The following is a 19,812-nucleotide window of genomic DNA, read 5'->3' as shown; positions in this document are numbered from 1 at the left end:
ACAGGCTCTCGGCGAGGAACAGCCCCTTGTAGATGATCGAGCGGCACGACAGCGAACAGACGTAGAAGCCCTGGATCTGCGCCGCGATCACGCGCTTTTCGATCCGGCGACGGACCAGATACAGGTTCTTCTCGAATTCTTCGGCGGAGACGTCGCCAGGCAGCGGGCCGGCGATCATGATCTGCTCGATCTCGGGGCGGGTCGACTGCGCCTTCATCCCGATCACCGAGACGTCGACCGGCACCTGCCGCCAGCCATAGATGGTATAGCCCGCGCCGATCACCTCGGATTCGACGATCGTGCGGCAGGTTTCCTGCGCCGACAGATCGGTGCGCGGCAGGAACACCATGCCGACCGCAAGCCGGTTCGGCATCGCCTTGTGCCCGCTGGCGGCGACGCAATCGTCGAAGAAGCGCACCGGCAGATCGACGTGGATACCCGCGCCGTCGCCGGTCTTGCCGTCGGCATCGACCGCTCCGCGGTGCCATACCGCCTTGAGCGCGTCGATCGCGGACTGGACGACGCGGCGCGACGGCTTGCCGTCGGTCGCGGCGACGAGGCCGACGCCGCAGGCGTCGCCCTCGAACTCGGGGCGGTACATGCCGTGTTCGGCGAGATACTGGCGGTTGCGATCAGATGTCGCCATGGAGAAGCCTTTCCCGCTCTACGAAATTGTCGATGGATAGCCGCGTGGCGAAGAGGGTTTCGCTCTTCTCCCAAGCGGCGTTGACCTGCGCGGCCTGCTTGTCGGGACGCAGGGGATATTCGTGGGCCAATTCATTGCGGACCCGCACCGCATCGGCCCAGACCTTCGGATCGTCGATCACGCCAAGTGCGGCAGCGCGCTGGGCCACGTCACGCGGTGTCAGTCGCTCGACTTTGCCGAGTTGCATCAGCATGGCGATCGTTTTCAGGGTACGACCGAGCGTATCTTCCAATTGCTCGAACGTTTTCAGGAAGGCCAGCACGTCAATGTCGCGGTCCGGATCGAGGCTACGCATCCGATCGGCGTCGATTGGCATGATCGGTTCCAGCCGCGCGCGCAGCACGACCAGCCGGTCGGCAAGACGGGCGACTGTCGCCAAATGCTCACGCAGCATCGCGATTTCACCGTCGCGTGTCACAAGATGATCCCGTCGCGTAGCGCGATCAAGTCTATTGCAGACGGCGGTTCGCCGCGACGATGCATCACAACGTCCACCTTCTGCTCTTCTATTTGCGCGAACAATGCCTCATCGAAGCGCGCACGCGCGGACCATTCGCTGATATCTTCCTCGACTTCAACGTGGAGGTCGATGTCGCCCCCCTTGCGCGCTTCGCTGGTGCGACTGCCGAACAGTCGGACGACGGCCGACGGGCCGAACGCCCGGCGCGCGGCGCGCCGGATTGCCTCCGCCTCGCCGGGATCCAACCTCATGCCGCCACCTTCGCTTCCTTGGCCTTCGCCTTCAGATACTTGTGCATCGTCGCCGCCACGTCGCGGCCGTCGCGGATCGCCCACACCACCAGCGAGGCGCCGCGCACGATGTCGCCCGCCGCAAACACGCCGTCGAGGCTGGTCATCAGCGTCTTGCTGTCGACCAGCACCGTGCCCCAGCGCGTCACGCCCAGTTCGGGCGCGCCCCACAGCTTCGGCAGTTCCTCGGCATCGAAGCCGAGCGCTTTGATGACCAGATCGGCGGGCATGTCCTCCGCCGCGCCGGGATCGACCTCGGGCGCGCGGCGGCCGCTGGCGTCGGGCGCGCCGAGCCGCATCCGGTTGGCGCGCACCGCCGTCGCAGCGCCGTCCTCGCCCGAGAAGCCGGCCGGGGCGGAGAGCCACACGAACTCGACGCCTTCCTCCTCAGCATTAGCGACCTCACGCTGCGAGCCCGGCATGTTGGCGCGGTCGCGACGATACAGGCACTTCACCGACGTGGCACCCTGGCGGATTGCGGTGCGGACGCAGTCCATCGCGGTGTCGCCGCCGCCGATCACGACGACGTTCTTGCCGGCGGCGTTCAGGCGACCGTCCTCGAACTCTGGCACGTCGTCGCCGAAGCTCTTGCGGTTCGACGCGGTAAGATAGTCGAGCGCGGCGACAACGCCGTTCAGGTCGTTACCCGACACGTCGATCGCGCGCGCCTTATAAACGCCGGTCGCGATCAGCAGCGCGTCGTGGCGCGCGCGCAATTCGTCGAGCGTCGCGTCGCGGCCGACCTCGAACCCTTCGTGGAAGACGATCCCGCCCGCCTTGAGCCGCTCGACCCGGCGCATCACGACCGGCTTCTCCAGCTTGAAGCCGGGAATGCCGTAGGTCAGCAGACCGCCCGCGCGATCGTGACGGTCGTAGACATGCACCTCATAACCGTGCCCGCGCAGATATTCGGCAGCGCTGAGGCCGGCAGGGCCGGCGCCAATCACGCCGACCGACTGGCCGCGCGCCGGGCCGGGGACGAGCGGCTCGACCCAGCCTTCTTCCCAGGCGGTGTCGGTGATGAACTTCTCGACCGAGCCGATCGTCACCGCGCCGTGGCCGCTGAACTCGATGACGCAATTGCCCTCGCACAGCCGGTCCTGCGGGCAGATGCGACCGCAAATCTCGGGCATCGTCGAGGTGGCGTTGCTCAACTCATACGCCTCGCGCAGCCGCCCTTCCGCGGTCAGTCGCAGCCAGTCCGGGATGTGGTTGTGGAGCGGGCAGTGCACCGAGCAATAAGGCACGCCGCATTGCGAACAACGCCCGGCCTGATCCTCGGCGGCGGGGGTGGCATAGCGTTCGGCGATCTCGCGGAAATCCTCGGCGCGCGCCTCCGCGGCGCGCTTTGCCGGATAGGATTGCGGGCGTTCAACGAACTTGAGCATGTCGGCCATCGGTGTCCTCCGATCGCCGACCTCTCACATGGACCCGGCGCTGTCACGCCCGATTCCGCATTTGCGACAGCAAAGCTGCCCTAAAAATCGTCGCTTCTTGCTAGTAGCTGCGACCAGCTTGCAAGAAGGTCAGGAATAAAGGTCCGCTTTGATGCTTACCGCATCGCCAAGGCAGCCAGCGCGGCCACGCCGACGATGATTCGATACCAGGCGAACGGCGCGAAGCCATGCTTGGTGACGATCGCCATGAACCAGCGGATCACGACCATCGCGACCACGAACGACACGACGAAGCCGATCGCGATCGCGGACAGATGCGCGTCGCCGAGCTCGTGGCGGCTCTTCCACAAGGCCAGCGTGGTCGCGCCCATCATTGTCGGGATCGCGAGGAAGAAGCTGAATTCGGCGGCCGTCTCCTGATCGACCCCCATCGCGCGCGCGCCCATGATCGTCGCGCCCGAGCGGCTGACGCCGGGGATCATCGACAGGCATTGCACCACGCCGATCGACAGCGCGGTCCTCCACGACATCGTCTCGACCGACCCGCCGACCGCGCGCGGCGCGACCCGTTCGATGAACAGGATCGCGACGCCGCCGACGATCAGCGCGATCGCGACCACGAACGGTCCGGTCCCCGGCGCCTCCAGCACCGCACGGATGGCCGAATAGGCGACCGCACCGACAATCGCGGAGGGCAGAAAGCCGAGCAAGACGTTGCGCGTGAACTGGAATGCCGACGGATCGCGCCGCAGCAGCCCGGTGCCGACGCGCAGGAAGCGCCGCCAGAACAGCACAACGACGGCGAGGATCGCGCCGAGCTGGATGACGATGTCGAAGGTCGCATCGCCTTCGGACAGGCCCAGCAACGCGCCGGCGAGCACGAGATGGCCCGTGGAGGAGACCGGCAGGAATTCGGTGACCCCCTCGACGATGCCGAGGAGGATGATGGTCAGAAGGTCGTTCACGCGCGGTCCCCGCTAGTGGATGGCCGCGGCAGGGGTCAGCCCGCCGCGCGTTCGATCATGCCGAAGCGGCCCGCCTTGCGGTATCGCACCAGCCAGTCGGGTGCGACCGCGTCGAGCGGGGTCGCGCCGATGCCTAGCGCGATCAGCCCCTCGGCACCCGCGCCGACGACGCTGTCGTGGCCGAGAAGCTTCCACTGGTCCGCGGTGATCGGCGTGCCGGGCAACGCGGCGAGCAAACCGCCGAGCGCGTCGGGCAGGGGGGCGAAATGCGGCGTGCGGCCGATGTGGCGTGCGATCCGCTGCTGCAACTCCAGCATCGTCAGCACTTCCGGCCCACCCAGCTCGAACGTGCGCCCGCCGAACGTCTCGGGATCGGCCAGCGCGGTGACGGTCGCGCGGGCGACGTCGCCGACGAAGACCGGCTGGAAGCGCGCGTTCGGCTTGAGCACCGGCACAACCGGCAATCGCGCGATCATCCCCGCGAAGCGGTTCACGAACTGGTCCTCACGCCCGAACACGGTCGAGGGGCGCAGGATCGTCGCGGACGGGCAGGCGGCGCGCACCGCGTCCTCGCCCTTGCCCTTGGTCTGCGCGTACAGGGAGTCGCCATCGGCGTTCGCGCCGATCGCGGAGACATGGACCAGCGCCGCGCCCTGCTTGGCCGCCGCTTCCGCGACATGCCGCGCACCATCGACATGCACGCGCGCCAGATTGCCCGCGAAGGTGCCGACCAGATTGACGACGCCGTCCGCGCCGTGGACCGCGTTGGCGATCGTCTCGGGCCGGGTCACGTCGACCGCGACGAACTGCGTCTGTCCCAGTCCGCCCTGCGGCTTCAGGAAGAATGCCTGCCGCGGGTCGCGCTGCGCGATGCGCACCCGCGCGCCCGCCGACAGCAGCGCCTGCGCGATGTAGCGACCGAGGAAACCCCCGCCGCCGATCAGCGTCACAAGCTTGTTGTCCATGCCGTCCTTCATCTCGAAAGCCCTTTAGCTCGTGCACGTGCCTTGCCCGCCGCACCCGGCGTTGACAAGGTTTAGCGGCTTCCGATGCCGCGCTGCAAAAAAGTGACGGAGCTGCGACAAAATCGTGTTGACACCCCCGGCACCCGCCCATAGAGGCACCGGCCTACCCCGTGCCCAGATGGCGGAATTGGTAGACGCACCAGCTTCAGGTGCTGGCGATCGCAAGGTCGTGGAGGTTCGAGTCCTCTTCTGGGCACCATTTTTATAGCAGGAAATCGACGTGTGATCACCGGGAAAACGGGGGTCGCGCGACGCGTTTGCGGCGTGTGCCGGCGCGGGGAGCATACGCGATCTTCCGCCGATGCAACGCGCTGGATCGACGAGAAATCTGCTATATAGCGCCGGAGCGGGTCGGCCGGGACATGGCACCCGCCCGTTTTCCCGGAGTAGCCCATGCCGCCGAACACCGCGCTCAGCGCCTTCGGATTCACCGATCTCGAATCCTCGCTCTATACCGAGTTGCTGCGCCAGGCGCCCGCCACCGGCTATCGCCTGTCGCAACGCGTCGGCAAGGCGCCGGCCAACGTCTATCAGGCGCTGAAGGTAATGGAGCAGAAGGGCGTCCTGCTCGCCAGCAACAGCAGCGATCCGGTCACCTACACGCCGATCCCGCCCGCCGAGCTGTTCGCCTCGCTGAAGCGCGATTTCGATCGCCGCCATACTGAGGCGTTTAAGTCGCTGAGCGCCGTCTATCAGCCGACGCGCGCCGAGGAATTCTTCCAGCTCCGTTCGGTGCCGCACGTCATCGAACGCGTCCGCGCGATGATCGCCGAGGCGCGCGAGATCGTGCTGTTCGACCTGTTCCCGGCGGTGTTCGACCTGTTCGCCGAGGATATGGAGGCGGCGCGCGCGCGCGGCGTGACGGTGGCGGGGATCGCCTATCGCGAGGAACATGCCGGGCCGACCGTGCCGTTCAACCGCGAGGCGGCGTCGTTCGTCGGCGAGGGCTGGCCGGGCGTCGGCGTGCTGGTGGTCGCGGACGGCGCGCAGCAGTTGATGGCGCAACTGTCGCTCGACATGGAGCATGTGCTGAACGGCCTGTGGAGCGACAGCATCTTCCAGAGCTGCTTCCTGCACTCCTATGTCGCGGCGCATATCCGTCTGGTCGCGTTCCGCGCCGATCCGTCCGATCCGCTCCGCGATCTGTCGCTGCAGCAGGCGCAGCCGCCGGGGTTGCAGATGCTGATGGCGCAGCGCGACAACTGATCGCGCCGATTATCGGCGCGACGAAAGGCGGGTCGCTCCCCTTGAGGGGTGGCATCGCTCTGCGCCTTGGCTAATCAGGCGCGCGATCAAGGCGGAGGACCCGGCAGGACATGGCAAAGGCGGCATCGGCGCTCGATTATCGCGAGCTGGCGCGACGGCGGCTGCCGCGGTTCCTGTTCGAATATATCGATGGCGGCAGCTATGCCGAGGCGACGCTGCGCCGCAATGTCGACGATCTGGCCGACATCGCGCTGCGCCAGCGCGTGTTGACCGACGTTTCGACGCTCGACCTTTCCACCGAATTGTTCGGGCGACGGCAGGCGCTGCCGGTTGCGCTCGCGCCGATTGGGCTGGCGGGGATGAACGCGCGGCGCGGCGAGGTGCAGGCGGCGCGCGCCGCGAACAAGGCCGGGGTGCCGTTCTGCCTGTCGACCGTCTCGGCCTGCCCGATCGGCGAAGTCGCCGCGCAGACCGACGCGCCGTTCTGGTTCCAGCTCTACATGATCCGCGACCGTGCGTTCATGAAGGACCTGCTCGCGCAGGCGCGCGAAGCGGGGTGCACCGCGCTGATCTTCACCGTCGACATGCCGGTGCCGGGCTCGCGCTACCGCGATTATCGCAGCGGGCTGGCGGGTGCGCCGGGGCTGGCGGGGACGATGCGGCGGACGTGGCAGTCGATCCTGCGACCGCACTGGGCGTGGGACGTCGGGGTGCGCGGGCGTCCGCACCAGCTCGGCAACGTCGCGCCGGTGCTGGGGCGCAACACCGGGCTGGAGGATTTCTTCGCCTGGATGCGCAACAATTTCGACCCGACCGTGTCGTGGCGCGACCTTGAGTTCATCCGCGAGAGCTGGGACGGGCCGCTGGTCATCAAGGGCATTCTCGATCGCGAGGATGCCCTAGCCGCCGCCGAACTGGGCGCGGACGGGATCGTGGTGTCGAACCACGGCGGGCGGCAGCTCGACGGCGTGCCTTCGACCGCGCGCGCCTTGCCCGCGATCGCCGAGGCGGTGCGCGACCGGATGACGGTGCTGGCCGATGGCGGGGTGCGCTCGGGGCTCGACGTGGTGCGGATGCTGGCGTTGGGGGCGCATGGCGTGCTGCTCGGGCGCGCCTGGGTCTATGCGCTGGCGGCGCGCGGCGAGGCGGGGGTCAGCCACATGCTGCAACTCGTCGAGGCCGAGATGCGCGTCGCGATGGCGCTGACCAGCTGCACCAGCATCGACCGCATCACCGGCGACGCGCTGGTGCGGTAAGACCGCCGCAAGGACGGCCCGGGCGGCTCAGTGCAGCAGTTCGTCGCGGACGCGAATCGCCTGGCTCGACAGCCGCACCTCGATCATGAACGCGACGAAGGCCGCGATCAGCAGCGACATCGCGAGGATGAAGCTGATCGCGACATAGGGCCCGATATGGCTGTGGGTCAGCGCACCGACGAACAGCAAGGCGACGACGATGCACGTCGCCACCGCGCTCGCCACCGCCAGGAACAGCGCGAAGTTGATGACGCTCATCCGTTTGGCGAGGCGGCGCAATTCCCATACCAGCCGCGCGCGTTCGTCGATGCCGATCTGCGGATGACGCTCCTCCAGCACGCGCACGCGGTCGATCACGCGCGACAGCCGCCCGGTCAGCACGTTGAGCAGCGCGCCGATCCCGGTCAGCACGAACACCGGGCTGAGCGAGGCCTGGATGGCTTCGGCGATGGTGGGCAGGGCGGGGGCTAGCGGCATTGCGCTATGTTGTGGCGTGTCGTGGCGCGATCGACAACGCTGGATGACAAATTGTTACGCGGCCGGTCGGATCGTTGAAGCACGGCGGCGCGTACGTATGTCGGGATACGGCCACCGGGCAGCATGGTCCGGGGCCACGCAAGGAGAAACGCCATGATCGTCTCGATCGTCGCCGGGCTGCTGCTCGGCACCCCCAGCGCCGAAGCGGCGCACCGCGTGCAGATGGATCACCGCGGGCAACAGGTCGACGTCACCTACCGCAGCACCGTCGACGTCACGCACCGGCAAATCGGCGCGGTCGGCGCGCCGGGCCGCCCCAGCGCGCTGCGCTGCGCCTGGACCGCCGCGGTCGACGTCCACCGCGAGGCGCGCCACGCCGCCGGGCATGTGATGGCGCGCACGATCAGCGCCGCTGCGCCGCTGACCGGCAGCCGGCCGGGCTGGTGCGCGACACAGCATGACGCGATCGCGCAGGACGTCGCGGCGCGCAGCGGCAAGGTCCGCGACCATCTGCTCGCCGTCGCCGCGCGCGATCAGGAGGCGCTGGTCGCCGAACTCGACGCCGCGCACGACCAGGTTCGCGGCTGAGGTGCGGATGCGTTACGTGATCGCCGCCATGCTCTCGGGCGTGGCGGCACTGCCCGCCGCGGCACAGGTGCAGGCGGGTGTCGAACTCGCCACCGACGAGCGCCGTCGCGGGATCAGCTGGAGCGAGGGTAAGGCCGCGCCGTCCGCCTATGCGCGCATCGACTTGCCCGCCGGCTTCGACCTTGGCGCGCGCGTGCTCGCCACGCGTGGCGACGCGCGGCACGACGGCGCGGACGGGGTGATCGAGCCGACGCTCGGCTACTCCCGCGACCTCGCCGGCTTCCGCCTCGATGCGTTCGCGACCGGGCATTTCTTCACCGGCGCGCGCGAGGCGATGGATTATGGCGAGTTGGGCGCGGGGCTCAACTATTCGCTCGGCCCGGCGCAGGCCGGGGTCGAGGCACGCTATGCGCCCTCGCAAAGCGCGATCGGCGGCGACAATCTCTATCTCGGGGTGCGCGGGCGCGTCGGTATCCCGGCGACGCCGTGGACGGTGACCGCCAGCGCCGGGCGATCGTCGGGCAGCGTCGACGACGCGACGCGTGCCGCGCGGCTGCGGCCGGGCGGGACCTATCACGACTGGTCGTTGGGGGTGCAGCATATCACCGGGCCGCTGACGGTGGCGCTGGAATATACCGGCACCGATATCCGCAACGAAGCCGACCCATCGCGCTTCGCGGTGCGGGAACATGCGGGCGACCGACTGGCGGCGCGGATCTCGCTGGGCCTTTGAACGATTGCCGTCGCCCTGCGCAGGGGCGATGGTTCAGCACAAACACCCTTGAGCCGCCACTGACGTTGACGTAAACGGTAGCCAACGGATTCCACCGAGAGGGTTACTGATGACCGACGTCGTTATTGCGGGTTATGCCCGGTCGCCGTTCCATCTGGCGGGCAAAGGCGCGCTCGCGCGGGTCCGGCCCGACGACCTCGCCGCGCAGACGATCCGCGGGCTGATCGAGAAGACCGGCGTCGATGCGGCGCTGATCGAGGACATCGTGCTCGGCTGCGCCTTTCCTGAGGGCGAGCAGGGGCTGAACGTCGCGCGGATGATCGGCCTGCTCGCCGATCTGCCGTTGTCGGTGGGCGGGATGACCGTCAACCGCTTCTGCGGGTCGTCGATGAGCGCGATCCATATCGCGATGGGGCAGATCGCGGTTGGCGCGGGCGAGGCGTATATCTGCGCCGGGCTGGAATCGATGAGCCGTGTGCCGATGGGCGGCTACAACCCGCTCCCCAACCCCGAACTCGCCGCCAAGAGCGCGGGCGCGTATATGGGCATGGGCCAGACCGCCGAGAACGTCGCGCAGAAGTACCAGATCACCCGCACCGAGCAGGAAGCCTTTGCGGTCAAGAGCCAGCAGAAGGCCGCCGCCGCGCGCGAGGACGGTCGCCTGTCCGACGAGATCGTCGCGATCCGCACCAAGGCTGGCGCAGTCGATCAGGACGGCACGCTCCGCCCCGACACCACCGCCGAGGCGCTCGCCGGACTCAAGCCGGCCTTTTCGCAGGACGGCTCGGTAACCGCCGGCACCTCCTCGCCGCTTACCGACGGCGCGAGCGCGGTGCTCGTCACCTCGGAGGACTTCGCGAAGCAGCACAACCTGCCGATCCTCGCGAAGATCAAGTCGATCAGCGTCTCGGGCTGCGATCCCGAGACAATGGGGCTCGGCCCGATCGGCGCGTCGAAGAAGGCGCTGGAGCGCGCCGGCATTTCCGCCAACGACCTCGATATCGTCGAGATCAACGAGGCGTTCGCCAGCCAGGCGATCGCCTGCATCCGCGACCTCGGCCTGAAGGAAGAGACGATCAACCTCGACGGCGGCGCGATCGCGATCGGCCACCCGCTCGGCGCGACCGGCGCGCGGATCGTCGGCAAGGCCGCCGCGCTGCTGGCGCGCGAGGGCAAGCGCTACGCGCTCGCTACGCAGTGCATCGGCGGCGGGCAGGGCATCGCCACCGTGCTGGAGCGCGTGTGATGAGTGACCACATCAAAAAAGTCTGCGTGATCGGCGCAGGCGTGATGGGCGCCGGCATCGCCGCGCAGGTCGCCAATGCCGGCGTGCCGGTGCTGCTGCTCGACATTCCCGCGAAGCAGGGCGACGATCGCGACGCGGTCGCCAAAAGTGCGGTCGCGAAGATGCTCAAGACCGAGCCCGCCCCCTTCATGTCGAAGGCGGCGGCAAAGCTGGTCGAGACCGGCAACATCGACGATCATCTGGCGCGCGTCGCCGAATGCGACTGGATCGTCGAGGCGATCGTCGAGCGGCTCGACATCAAGCAGTCGCTCTACGCCAGGCTGGAGGCGCTGAAGCGTCCCGGCACCGCGGTGTCGTCGAACACCTCGACGATCCCGCTCGAACGGCTGGTCGAGGGGCGCAGCGAACAGTTCCGGCACGATTTCCTCATCACGCACTTCTTCAACCCGCCGCGCTACATGCGGCTGGTCGAGATCGTGCGCGGCAAGGATACCGATTCCGCGACCGCCGAAAAGGTCGAGGCATTCGTCGATCACTTCATGGGCAAGCGCCTCGTCCGCGCCAAGGACACGCCGGGCTTCATCGCCAATCGCATCGGCACCTATTGGCTGGCGATCGCGGTCAATGCCGCGATCGATCAGGGGCTGACCGTCGAGGAGGCCGACCAGATCGGCGGCCGTCCGATGGGCGTGCCCAAGACCGGCATCTTCGCGCTGATCGATCTCGTCGGCGTCGACCTGATGCCGCTGCTCGCCAAGAGCCTGTCGGACACGCTGCCGCCGGGCGATCCCTATTTCGCGACCGTCCGCCCGCTCCCGCTGGTCGACCGGATGATCGCGGAGGGCTTCACCGGCCGCAAGGGCAAGGGCGGCTTCTACCGGCTCGACAAGGGCGCGGACGGCAAGCGCACCAAGCTGGCGATCGACCTGACCACCGGCGAGTACCGCGCTGAGGCCAAGCCCGAGGCGCTGCCCGCCGCGGCCGAGAAGGACCTCGCCGCGCTGGTGACCGTCCCCGGCAAGGTCGGCGATTATGCGTGGACGATCCTCGGCAACGTGCTGAGCTATGCCGCGATGCTGGTCGGCGAGGCCGCCGACGACGTGGTCGCGATCGATGACGCAATGAAGCTCGGCTACAACTGGAAGTTCGGCCCGTTCGAGCTGATCGACCGGCTCGGACCGGGCAAGCTCGCCGAGCGGCTGCGCGCCGAAGGCCGCACCGTTCCTGCGATCCTCGACACCGCCGGCGACCGCCCCTTCTACCGCGTCGAGGGCGGGGTGCGTCAGTATCTCGGCGGCGACGGCGACTATCACGACGTGCCGCGCGCCGCGGGCGTGGTGCTCCTCGAGGACATCAAGCGCCGCTCACAGCCGGTCGCGAAGAGCGCGTCGGCAGCGCTGTGGGACATCGGCGACGGCGTGCTGTGCCTCGAATTCACCGCCAAGATGAACGCGCTCGACGGCGAGGTCGCCAGCCTGATCCAGCAGGCGATCCCGCTGGTACAGGAACAGTGCAAGGCGCTGGTGATCTACAACGAGGGCAGCAACTTCTCGGCCGGCGCGAACCTCGGGCTCGCGCTGTTCGCGGTGAAGGCCGGGGCGTGGGGCGAGATCGAGAAGCTGATCGTCGGCGGGCAGCAGGCGTTCAAGGCGCTGAAATACGCGCCGTTCCCGGTCGTCAGTGCGCCTGCGGGCATGGCGCTGGGCGGCGGCTGCGAGGTGCTGCTCCACTCCGACGCGGTGCAGGCGCATGCCGAAAGCTATATCGGGCTGGTCGAGGCTGGCGTCGGGCTGGTGCCCGGCTGGGGTGGGCATGGCGAGTTGCTCGATCGGCTCGCGAAGTCGAAGGGCATGCCGCGCGGGCCGATGCCGGCGGTGATGAAGGCGTTCGAGCTGATCTCGACCGCGCAGGTGTCGCGCTCCGCGGCGCAAGCCAAGGAGATGGCGTTCCTGCGCCCGACCGACGGCATCACCATGAACCGCGACCGGCTGCTCGCCGACGCCAAGGCGAAGGCGCTGGCGCTGGTCGATGGCTACACTCCGCCCGAGCCGCCGACCTTCCGCCTGCCGGGCGCGAGCGGGCGCACCGGGCTTGCCGGTGCGGTCGCTGACTTCCGCCGCAAGGGTGTCGCCACCGCCTATGACGAGGTCGTCGCCGGCCGGCTCGCCGACGTCCTGACCGGCGGCGAGGCCGATCTCGTCGACACCGTCACCGAGCAGCAATTGCTCGATCTGGAGCGCGCCGCGTTCATGGAAAGCGCGCACGACGAACGCACCCATGCGCGTGTCGAAAGCATGTTGATGACCGGCAAACCGTTGCGCAATTGACGCACCGCTCCCCCGTGCGCCCGGGCGGGGGAGACAATTCATCCTGCGTTCAACGCCACGGGGCGCTGGGATACCGGGCCAGACATAAAAGACATGAGGATCGCCATGAACACCCGTCACCGCATCATCGCCACGCTGGCCGTGCTCGCCGGTTCGTCCGCGCTCGCCGGGGCCGCGCACGCGCAGGCCTTCTACCTTCAGGAACAGGCCGCGCGTGGCGCAGGCCGGGCCTTCTCGGGCGAAGCCGCCGATACCGGCGCGGCGTCGTTGTGGTGGAACCCTGCGGCGATCGCCGGGATCGAGAAGGCGGAGGCGACGGTCAGCGCGTCGGTGATCCTTCCCAAGGGCGATGTGGTCGACAACGGCACCGTGATCCGCCGCCCCGGCGGCACTCTCGCGCCGGTCGGCGGCTCGTCGTCGTCGCGCGACCCGATCAACAACGGCGTGCTGCCATCGGGCGCGGTCGCGATCCCGCTGGGTGACCGGCTCGCGGTCGGCCTGGCGGTGACCTCGCCGTACAGTTTCACGACCGACTATGACAACAACAGCTGGGCACGGTACAGCGCCGACCGCACCTATCTGCGCACGTTCGACATCCAGCCGTCGGTTGCGGTTGCGGTCACCGACTGGTTGCGGGTCGGCGGCGCCGCCAACATCGAGCATACCGAAGCCAGCCTGACGAATGCGCTGCCCAATCTGTCGGCGACGCTTCCGGACGGCAGCCAGAAACTTGCCGGCGGCGGCTGGGACGTGGGCTGGACCGCGGGCGTGCAGCTTCACAACGACTGGGCGACCGTCGGCATCAGCTACAAATCGGCGATCGAGCACAATCTCAAGGGCGACCTGACGGTCAGCGGGCTGCTGGGGCCGCTCGCCGGGCAGAACCGCACGCTCAACGATGTCGAGGCGACCTTCTACACCCCCGCGCAGATCATGGTCGGCGGCCGCTTCCGCGCCACCGACAAGCTGACGCTAAATGCGCAGACGATCCGCTACACCTGGGAGAAGTTCGACGCGATCCGCCTCGGCGCGCCGATCAACGCCGCACTGCCCGAGAATTATCGTAGCATCTGGAGCTATGCGGCAGGCGTCGACTATGCGGTCTCGCCGCGCCTCACGCTGCGCGGCGGTGCGCAGCGCACGCTGACCCCGACCCGCGATGGCGAGCGTGACGCGCGCGTGCCCGACGCCAACCGCTGGAATTACGCGGTCGGCGCGTCGTTCGACGTGACTCCGCACTTCTCGCTGGATGCCGCGGCGAACTACGTCGACTTCACGGATGCGACGATCGACCGCACGACAGCGGCTTATGCCGGCACCGCGGTGCAGACGCCAATCCTCGTCAACGGCCGTCTGGAAGACGCCCGCGCAATCGTCCTGTCGCTCGGCGGCCGCGTCCGCTTCTAAGGAAAGCGAAGGGGAGAGCGCTCGCCGCCTCCCCTTTCGTCATTCCCGCGAAGGCGGGAATCCAGAACCTCCAACGGTGCGGCTCCAGCGACGACCTGCGCGTCTGGATTCCCGCCTCCGCGGGAATGACAGCGGGGCTGTCCTACACCGTCCAACAACCGCTATCCTGAAAGCCCCCGCGCGCATCACAGCGCCACAACACGCGCTTCAATCCCCGCTCTGCGCCACCTTCGCCAACATCCGCGCGCTCACGCCTCGGCCATCTCGCGCACCAGCTCACCCGCGCGCTCCAGCCGGGCGAATGGATCGTCGATTCGCTCGCGCAGCAGGAAGCGCCGCTCCTTTTGTTCCAGCCCGAACGCCGCTGCATCGATCGCAGTGCCGTTGTGCGGCTCCAGCGCCACCGCCGCCGGCCCTGCGTTCACCTTGGCGATCCCCGCCGCGCGCGCATCGACGCGCAGCCGCGCCGTCGCTAGTAAGGTACGGGCCTCGTCGGGAAGCGCTCCGAACCGGTCCTCCAGTTCCTCCTCCAGCGCGTCGAGCGCTGCCGCCTCGGTGATCCGCGCCAGCCGGGCGTAAAGCGTGACGCGCAGCTCCTCGTCGGGGATCCACGTCTCGGGCAGCCGCCCCTCGATCCCGAGGTGCAGCTCCGGCGTCCAGCGCTCGACGTCCTCGCCCCGCGCGCGTCGCAGCGCACCCTCCAGCAATTGCTGGTAAAGATCGATCCCGATCAGCTTCATATGCCCGGCCTGCGTCTCGCCGAGCAGGTCACCCGCGCCGCGCATGTCGAGGTCGCGCGCGCTGATCGCGAAGCCCGCGCCCAGCCGATCGAACGCCTCCAGCGTTCGCAACCGCTTGAGCGTCCGCAGCGCGATCTCATGGTCGGGATCGGTGAACAGCAGGACCTGCCCGCGCCGGCTGCCGCGCCCGACCCGTCCGCGCAGCTGGTGGAGCTGCGACAATCCGAAGCGGTCGGCGTGCGCGATCACCATCGTATTGGCGCGCGGCACGTCCAGCCCGGCCTCGATGATATTGGTCGCCAGCAGCACGTCGCCTTCGCCACGCCCGAACCGCACCATTGCCGCATCGAGATCGTCGGCGGGCAATTTGCCATGCGCCTCGATCACTTCGAGGTCGGGGACGAGCTTGCCGAGCTGTTCGGCGAGCGGCGCCATATCGGCGATCCGCGGCACCACCACGAAGCTCTGCCCGCCGCGGCTTTTCTCGCGCAGCAGCGCGCCGCGCAGCGTCTCCGGGTTGAAGTTGCCGACCGCGGTGCGGATCGGCTGACGACGCGCCGGCGGGGTGGCGATGATCGACAGTTGCTGCAACCCGACCAAGGCGGATTGCAGCGTGCGCGGGATCGGCGTCGCCGACAGTGTCAGGACATGCCCGGCCGAAAGCCCGCGCAACTTGTCCTTGTCGGCCGCACCGAAGCGCTGTTCCTCGTCGATGACGACCAGCGCAAGATCCTTATAGGTCACACCCTTGCCCGCAACCGCGCCGGTGCCGACGACGATCTGGATCGAGCCATCGGCCAGCCCGGCCTTGACGCGCTTCTTCTCGGCGGCGCTCGACAGCCGCGACAGCCCGGCGACTTCGATGCCGCTGCCGTCGAAGCGCGTAACGAAGGTATCGAGATGCTGGCGCGCGAGCACCGTGGTCGGCGCAGCGATCGCCACCTGCTTGCCCGCGAGCGCAGCGAGCGCGACGGCGCGCAGCGCGACCTCGGTCTTGCCATAGCCGACATCGCCGATCACCAGCCGGTCCATCGGACGGCCCGCGGCCAGGTCGGCGCGCACCGCGGCGATCGCCTTGGCCTGGTCGGCGGTTTCTGTGAAGGCGAACCCCGCCGCGAACCGCTCGTAAGCCGCGGGATCGGGGTCGAGCACCGGGGCATCGCGCGCGGCGCGTTCCTCGGCCAGCGCGGTCAGGTCGCGTGCGCTCTGTGCGATCGCGGCGTCGATCTCTCCGCGGCGCTTCTGCCAGCTCGATCCGTCGAGCCGGTCGAGCGTCACCGCATCCGCCTCCGCGCCATACCGCCAGATGCGATCGGCCTCGCCGACCGGCACCAAACGCACGCCGTCCTGCGCATAGGTCAGCTTGATCGCGTCGCCCCCATCGTCGGGCAATTGTTCCAGACCCGCGACGACGCCGATCCCATGATCCTCGTGCACGACGACGTCGCCGATGCGGATTTCGCCGACGTCGAGCAGTCCGGCGTCGGTCGCCGCGCCGACGAGTTGTCCGCGTTCGGCGCGGCTGCCGAGCAGATCGGCGGCCGCGACCGCGAGCACGCCCTTGCGCCGGAAGCCGCGGTCGGCGGCCCATTCGAGCGCCAGCAACGCGCCGCGTTTCGCCTTGGTTACCTTCGTCCAGCCGTCTACCGCAACGGGCTCGTCGCCGAGAACCTTGGCGACCCGCGCGCGCAGGAAGCGCAGGTCCCGCGCGCTGCCGAGCAGGACGACGCGGTCGCCAGCCTCGCGGGCCTCCTGCGCCAGTCTGGCAAAGGCACGCAGCGGCGCCTTTTGCTCGGCGAAGCGAGGTGGCGGCTCGCTTTCCCGCGTCACTGTCGTCCGCTCGCGCGCATCCAGGGCCTTTTGCCACGCCGCATCGTCGATCACGTCGCGCGCGGCGCGTTTGGGGGCGCGGCGGGTCGCGTCGGCGACGAGCGCCAGGAAACGACGGCGGCGGTCGTCTGCGGCAGCGTCGACAATCACCGTCGCGTCGGGCAGATGGTCGAGCAGGGTGGTGCGGTCGTCACCGGGGGCGGGCTCCGCGACGCGACCGAGTTCGCGCTCGGCGACATCGTCGATCGAGCGTTGGTCGGCGGGATCGTAGCAGCGCAGCGCGACCACTTTGCCGTCGGCGACCTCGACGCGCAGCGGCAGCGCGGCATCGGCGGGGAAGACGTCGAGCACCTGACCGCGCAACGCGACCTCGCCGGGCTCATCAACGCGTTCGTCGCTGATATAGCCGAGGTCTTCGAGTTCGGCGTGCAATGCTGCGAGATCGAGTGCCGCGCCGTGCCTGACGGTCGGCGGCACCGAATCGAAGGCGGCGGGCGCGGGATAGGCGCGCGCCAGCGCCTCCCCGGTGGTGACGAGCGCGACCCGTGGCGGGCGCTTCTCGGCCGCAAGCCGACGTGCCCGACGCAGCGCCGACACGCGTTGGCCGACATTGGCCGGGGAGGGGGGCGCATCCTCGCCAGGCAGCGCGTCGCTTCCGGGACAGAACAGCACCATCGCGGCAGGCATCGCCGCCTCCAGCGCCTGCACCACCGCGGCGGCGCGAACATCGTCTGCGAGCGCGACGATCAGATCCTGCGTCGCCAGCAGTTCGGCAAGCATCGCGGCCTGTTCGGCAACGGAAGGCGGGGCGGCCGGATCGACGGCGGGCATCAGCGGGAAGCGTCCATAGGCCACACGAACGGGCCGCAGGGCTTCGCCGTTCCGGCTCATCGGCTTGCTTCAGATCAGCCGGGGATCGACACGGGGTCAGCCTTGGTTCAGCGTGGATATGCCAGGAGCCCGTCCATGAAAAACATGATCGTCGCCGCGGCGTTGGTCGCCGCCGCTGCCGCCCCCGCGCAGGCCGCGCGGTCGAGTCCAGATGAGGATATGGCGAAGCTGCTGAAGGGGCGGGTGGCGGAGGCGCCGGTACGCTGCATTCCGGTGAGCCCGACCGACAATAATGCAGTGCAGATCGTGTCGCAGCGGGCGCTGGTCTGGCGGATCGGCTCGCGCCTCTACGTCAACGTGCCGCAGGCGCGCGCCGAGACATTGGATGACGACGACATCCTGATTACCGAGCCGTTCGGCGGGCAGTTATGTCGCAACGATCAGGTACGCCCGATCAACCGCGGGTCGCGTATCCCCAAGGCGTCGTTGCTGCTTGGCAACTTCACGCCCTATGTGCGCAGCGCCGCCAAATAGGCGCCGCGCCGTCGTGGATCAGGCAGCGCGACGAACGTCGATGTCGTTCGCAGCCTCGGCGCGCGCGCGGGCCTGATTGCGGTACTGGGCGATCAGATAGACGAGATAGAGCATCACGGCCTCACAAAAAATTGCTTTGCTGCGGTGCAGCGTGTGCCAGCTATTTGGTGAAGGAAGCGTGATGCAGCAATTGCAACCTGCGCGATGATGGGTGCGTGGCGCGCAACCGTTCAGCGCTTGCGGGTCAGCTCACGCATAGCCGCATCTAGCCCGTCGAGCGTCAGCGGATACATCCGTCCGCCCATCAAGTCGCGCATCATGCCAACCGTGGCGGTATAGTCCCAATGCGCCTCCGGCAGCGGGTTGAGCCATGCCGCGGCGGGGTAGGTAGCGGTAAGCCGCTGCATCCACACCGAGCCGGGTTCGTCGTTCATATGCTCGACCGAACCGCCAGACTGGGTAAGCTCGTACGGGCTCATCGATGCATCGCCGACCAGCACCAGTTTGTGATCATGCCCGAAGCGATGGAGCACGTCCCATAATGGCGTTCGCTCCTGAAAGCGGCGGCGATTGTCCTTCCATACGCCCTCATAGGGGCAATTGTGGAAGTAGAAGAATTCTAGGTGCCGGAACTCGGCGGTGGCGGCGGAGAACAAATCCTCGCACAACCGGACATAGGGGTCCATCGACCCGCCGACGTCGAGGAAGAGCAACAGCTTGACCGCATTGCGCCGCTCGGGTCGCATCGCGACGTCGAGCCACCCGTGGCGCGCGGTGCTGGCGATCGTCGCATCGATGTCCAGCTCGTCGGCCGCGCCCTCCCGCGCGAAGCGGCGAAGCCGGCGCAACGCGACCTTGATGTTGCGCGTGCCGAGTTCGCGCGTGTTGTCGAGATCGCGAAACTCGCGCTGTTCCCAGACCTTGATCGCGCGGCGGTGGCGCGACTCGCCGCCGATCCGCACGCCGGCGGGATTGTAGCCGCCGTTGCCGAAGGGGCTGGTGCCGCCGGTGCCGATCCATTTCGACCCGCCCTGGTGGCGGGCGTGCTGTTCCTCCAGCCGCCGGCGAAGCGTGTCCATAATCTCGTCCCACGATCCCAGCGCGGCGATCTTCGCCATCTCCTCCGGCGTCAGATAGCGTTCGGCGATCGCCTTCAGCCATTCGTCGGGGATCGCCGCGCCGGGCTCGGCGAAGCTCGTCTCCAGCCCGGTAAAGACCTGCGCGAATACGCGGTCGAAGCGATCGTACAGCCCCTCGTCCTTGACGTAGATCGCGCGCGACAGATGGTAGAATTGCTCCGGGCTGCGCTCGATCACCCCGGCCTGAAGCGCCTCGAGCAGCAGCAGATGCTCCTTCATCCCAGCCGGGATGCCGGCAGCGCGCAACTGGTCGAGGAAGCTGAGGAACATCAGCCGCGTTGGCCGCGGCGCGCCATGAACGCCAGTCGTTCGAAGAGCATCACGTCCTGCTCGTTCTTGAGCAGCGCGCCATGCAGTGGCGGGATCGCCTTGGTCGGGTCGCGGTTCTGAAGGACGTCGAGCGGCATGTCCTCGTGGAGCAGCAGCTTGAGCCAGTCGAGCAACTCGCTGGTCGATGGCTTCTTCTTGAGCCCGGGCACCTCGCGTACCTCATAGAAGATGTCGAGCGCACGGCCGACCAGCAGCTTCTGGATGCCGGGGAAATGCACGTCGACGATCGCCTGCATCGTCTCGCGATCGGGAAAGCGGATATAGTGGAAGAAGCAGCGGCGCAGGAACGCGTCGGGCAGTTCCTTTTCGTTGTTCGAGGTGATGA

At 68.3% G+C, this 19,812-nt stretch carries 16 protein-coding genes, 1 tRNA gene and 2 pseudogenes; 9 read left to right on the top strand and 10 right to left on the bottom strand.

Features of this window, described 5'->3' with window-relative positions; genetic code table 11:
* From AADI75_RS13475 to AADI75_RS13450, 6 genes and pseudogenes are all read right to left on the bottom strand, one after another.
* Positions 1-646, bottom strand: a pseudogene (locus AADI75_RS13475) (glutamate synthase large subunit); the annotation flags it as partial.
* On the bottom strand, positions 633-1,124 hold the full coding sequence (locus AADI75_RS13470; RefSeq protein ID WP_341209529.1) for a hypothetical protein: 492 nt from the start codon (positions 1,122-1,124) through the stop codon (positions 633-635). The pseudogene AADI75_RS13475 and the gene AADI75_RS13470, both read right to left, overlap by 14 nt.
* The gene (locus AADI75_RS13465) at positions 1,121-1,417 is read right to left on the bottom strand and encodes a hypothetical protein (RefSeq protein WP_341209528.1); all 297 of its coding nucleotides are present in this window, start codon (positions 1,415-1,417) and stop codon (positions 1,121-1,123) included. Before AADI75_RS13465 ends, AADI75_RS13470 begins: the two co-directional genes overlap by 4 nt.
* Positions 1,414-2,853, bottom strand: coding sequence for an NAD(P)-dependent oxidoreductase (locus AADI75_RS13460; protein ID WP_341209527.1), 1,440 nt, complete (start codon positions 2,851-2,853; stop codon positions 1,414-1,416). The genes AADI75_RS13465 and AADI75_RS13460 overlap by 4 nt, the downstream gene beginning before the upstream one ends.
* 155 nt (positions 2,854-3,008) lie before the next feature.
* Positions 3,009-3,818: an undecaprenyl-diphosphate phosphatase gene (locus AADI75_RS13455; RefSeq protein WP_341209526.1), complete on the bottom strand. Its 810-nt coding sequence runs from the start codon at positions 3,816-3,818 to the stop codon at positions 3,009-3,011.
* A gap of 35 nt (positions 3,819-3,853) precedes the next feature.
* Positions 3,854-4,783, bottom strand: a complete 930-nt coding sequence (locus tag AADI75_RS13450) for a complex I NDUFA9 subunit family protein (RefSeq protein WP_341209525.1) — start codon at positions 4,781-4,783, stop codon at positions 3,854-3,856.
* A gap of 172 nt (positions 4,784-4,955) precedes the next feature.
* Here AADI75_RS13450 and AADI75_RS13445 point away from each other — a divergent pair.
* The 3 genes from AADI75_RS13445 (at position 4,956) to lldD (ending at position 7,305) form a co-directional block, all read left to right on the top strand.
* Positions 4,956-5,042, top strand: a tRNA-Leu gene (locus AADI75_RS13445).
* 194 nt (positions 5,043-5,236) lie between these two features.
* Positions 5,237-6,049 carry a helix-turn-helix domain-containing protein gene (locus AADI75_RS13440; RefSeq protein WP_341209524.1) on the top strand — a complete coding sequence of 271 codons (813 nt, stop codon included), beginning with the start codon at positions 5,237-5,239 and terminating at the stop codon, positions 6,047-6,049.
* Between the two features lie 110 nt (positions 6,050-6,159).
* On the top strand, positions 6,160-7,305 hold the full coding sequence (lldD, locus tag AADI75_RS13435; protein WP_341209523.1) for an FMN-dependent L-lactate dehydrogenase LldD: 1,146 nt from the start codon (positions 6,160-6,162) through the stop codon (positions 7,303-7,305).
* 27 nt (positions 7,306-7,332) lie between these two features.
* Here the strand turns inward: lldD and AADI75_RS13430 are convergent, their stop codons facing one another.
* A complete protein-coding gene (locus AADI75_RS13430; RefSeq protein ID WP_341209522.1) occupies positions 7,333-7,782 on the bottom strand; it encodes a DUF2721 domain-containing protein in 450 nt (149 codons plus the stop codon).
* 153 nt (positions 7,783-7,935) lie between these two features.
* Between AADI75_RS13430 and AADI75_RS13425 the strand changes: the two genes are divergently transcribed.
* From AADI75_RS13425 to AADI75_RS13405, 5 genes are all read left to right on the top strand, one after another.
* On the top strand, positions 7,936-8,370 hold the full coding sequence (locus AADI75_RS13425; RefSeq protein ID WP_341209521.1) for a hypothetical protein: 435 nt from the start codon (positions 7,936-7,938) through the stop codon (positions 8,368-8,370).
* Positions 8,371-8,377: 7 nt separating this feature from the next.
* Positions 8,378-9,103, top strand: coding sequence for a TorF family putative porin (locus AADI75_RS13420; protein ID WP_341209520.1), 726 nt, complete (start codon positions 8,378-8,380; stop codon positions 9,101-9,103).
* A 109-nt stretch (positions 9,104-9,212) separates the two neighbouring features.
* The gene (locus AADI75_RS13415) at positions 9,213-10,349 is read left to right on the top strand and encodes a thiolase family protein (RefSeq protein WP_341209519.1); all 1,137 of its coding nucleotides are present in this window, start codon (positions 9,213-9,215) and stop codon (positions 10,347-10,349) included.
* On the top strand, positions 10,349-12,676 hold the full coding sequence (locus AADI75_RS13410; protein WP_341209518.1) for a 3-hydroxyacyl-CoA dehydrogenase NAD-binding domain-containing protein: 2,328 nt from the start codon (positions 10,349-10,351) through the stop codon (positions 12,674-12,676). Before AADI75_RS13415 ends, AADI75_RS13410 begins: the two co-directional genes overlap by 1 nt.
* A 105-nt stretch (positions 12,677-12,781) precedes the next feature.
* Positions 12,782-14,083, top strand: coding sequence for an outer membrane protein transport protein (locus tag AADI75_RS13405; protein WP_341209517.1), 1,302 nt, complete (start codon positions 12,782-12,784; stop codon positions 14,081-14,083).
* A gap of 248 nt (positions 14,084-14,331) precedes the next feature.
* Here AADI75_RS13405 and AADI75_RS13400 read toward each other — a convergent pair whose 3' ends face one another.
* The gene (locus AADI75_RS13400) at positions 14,332-17,433 is read right to left on the bottom strand and encodes a TRCF domain-containing protein (RefSeq protein ID WP_341209530.1); all 3,102 of its coding nucleotides are present in this window, start codon (positions 17,431-17,433) and stop codon (positions 14,332-14,334) included.
* Positions 17,434-17,619: 186 nt separating this feature from the next.
* Between AADI75_RS13400 and AADI75_RS13395 the strand changes: the two genes are divergently transcribed.
* Positions 17,620-18,018 (top strand): hypothetical protein, encoded by a 399-nt coding sequence (locus AADI75_RS13395; protein WP_341209516.1) that lies wholly within the window; start codon positions 17,620-17,622, stop codon positions 18,016-18,018.
* 230 nt (positions 18,019-18,248) lie between these two features.
* Here AADI75_RS13395 and AADI75_RS13390 read toward each other — a convergent pair whose 3' ends face one another.
* Together AADI75_RS13390 and AADI75_RS13385 are read right to left on the bottom strand one after the other, a co-directional pair.
* Positions 18,249-19,427 (bottom strand): VWA domain-containing protein, encoded by a 1,179-nt coding sequence (locus tag AADI75_RS13390; RefSeq protein ID WP_341209515.1) that lies wholly within the window; start codon positions 19,425-19,427, stop codon positions 18,249-18,251.
* Positions 19,427-19,812, bottom strand: a pseudogene (locus tag AADI75_RS13385) (ATP-binding protein); the annotation flags it as partial. The pseudogene AADI75_RS13385 and the gene AADI75_RS13390, both read right to left, overlap by 1 nt.

The organism is uncultured Sphingomonas sp., from assembly GCF_964021865.1.
Lineage (GTDB): Bacteria > Pseudomonadota > Alphaproteobacteria > Sphingomonadales > Sphingomonadaceae > Sphingomonas.
The sequence above is the reverse complement of the archived record's forward strand: the minus strand, read 5'-3'. Positions and strand labels throughout refer to the sequence as shown.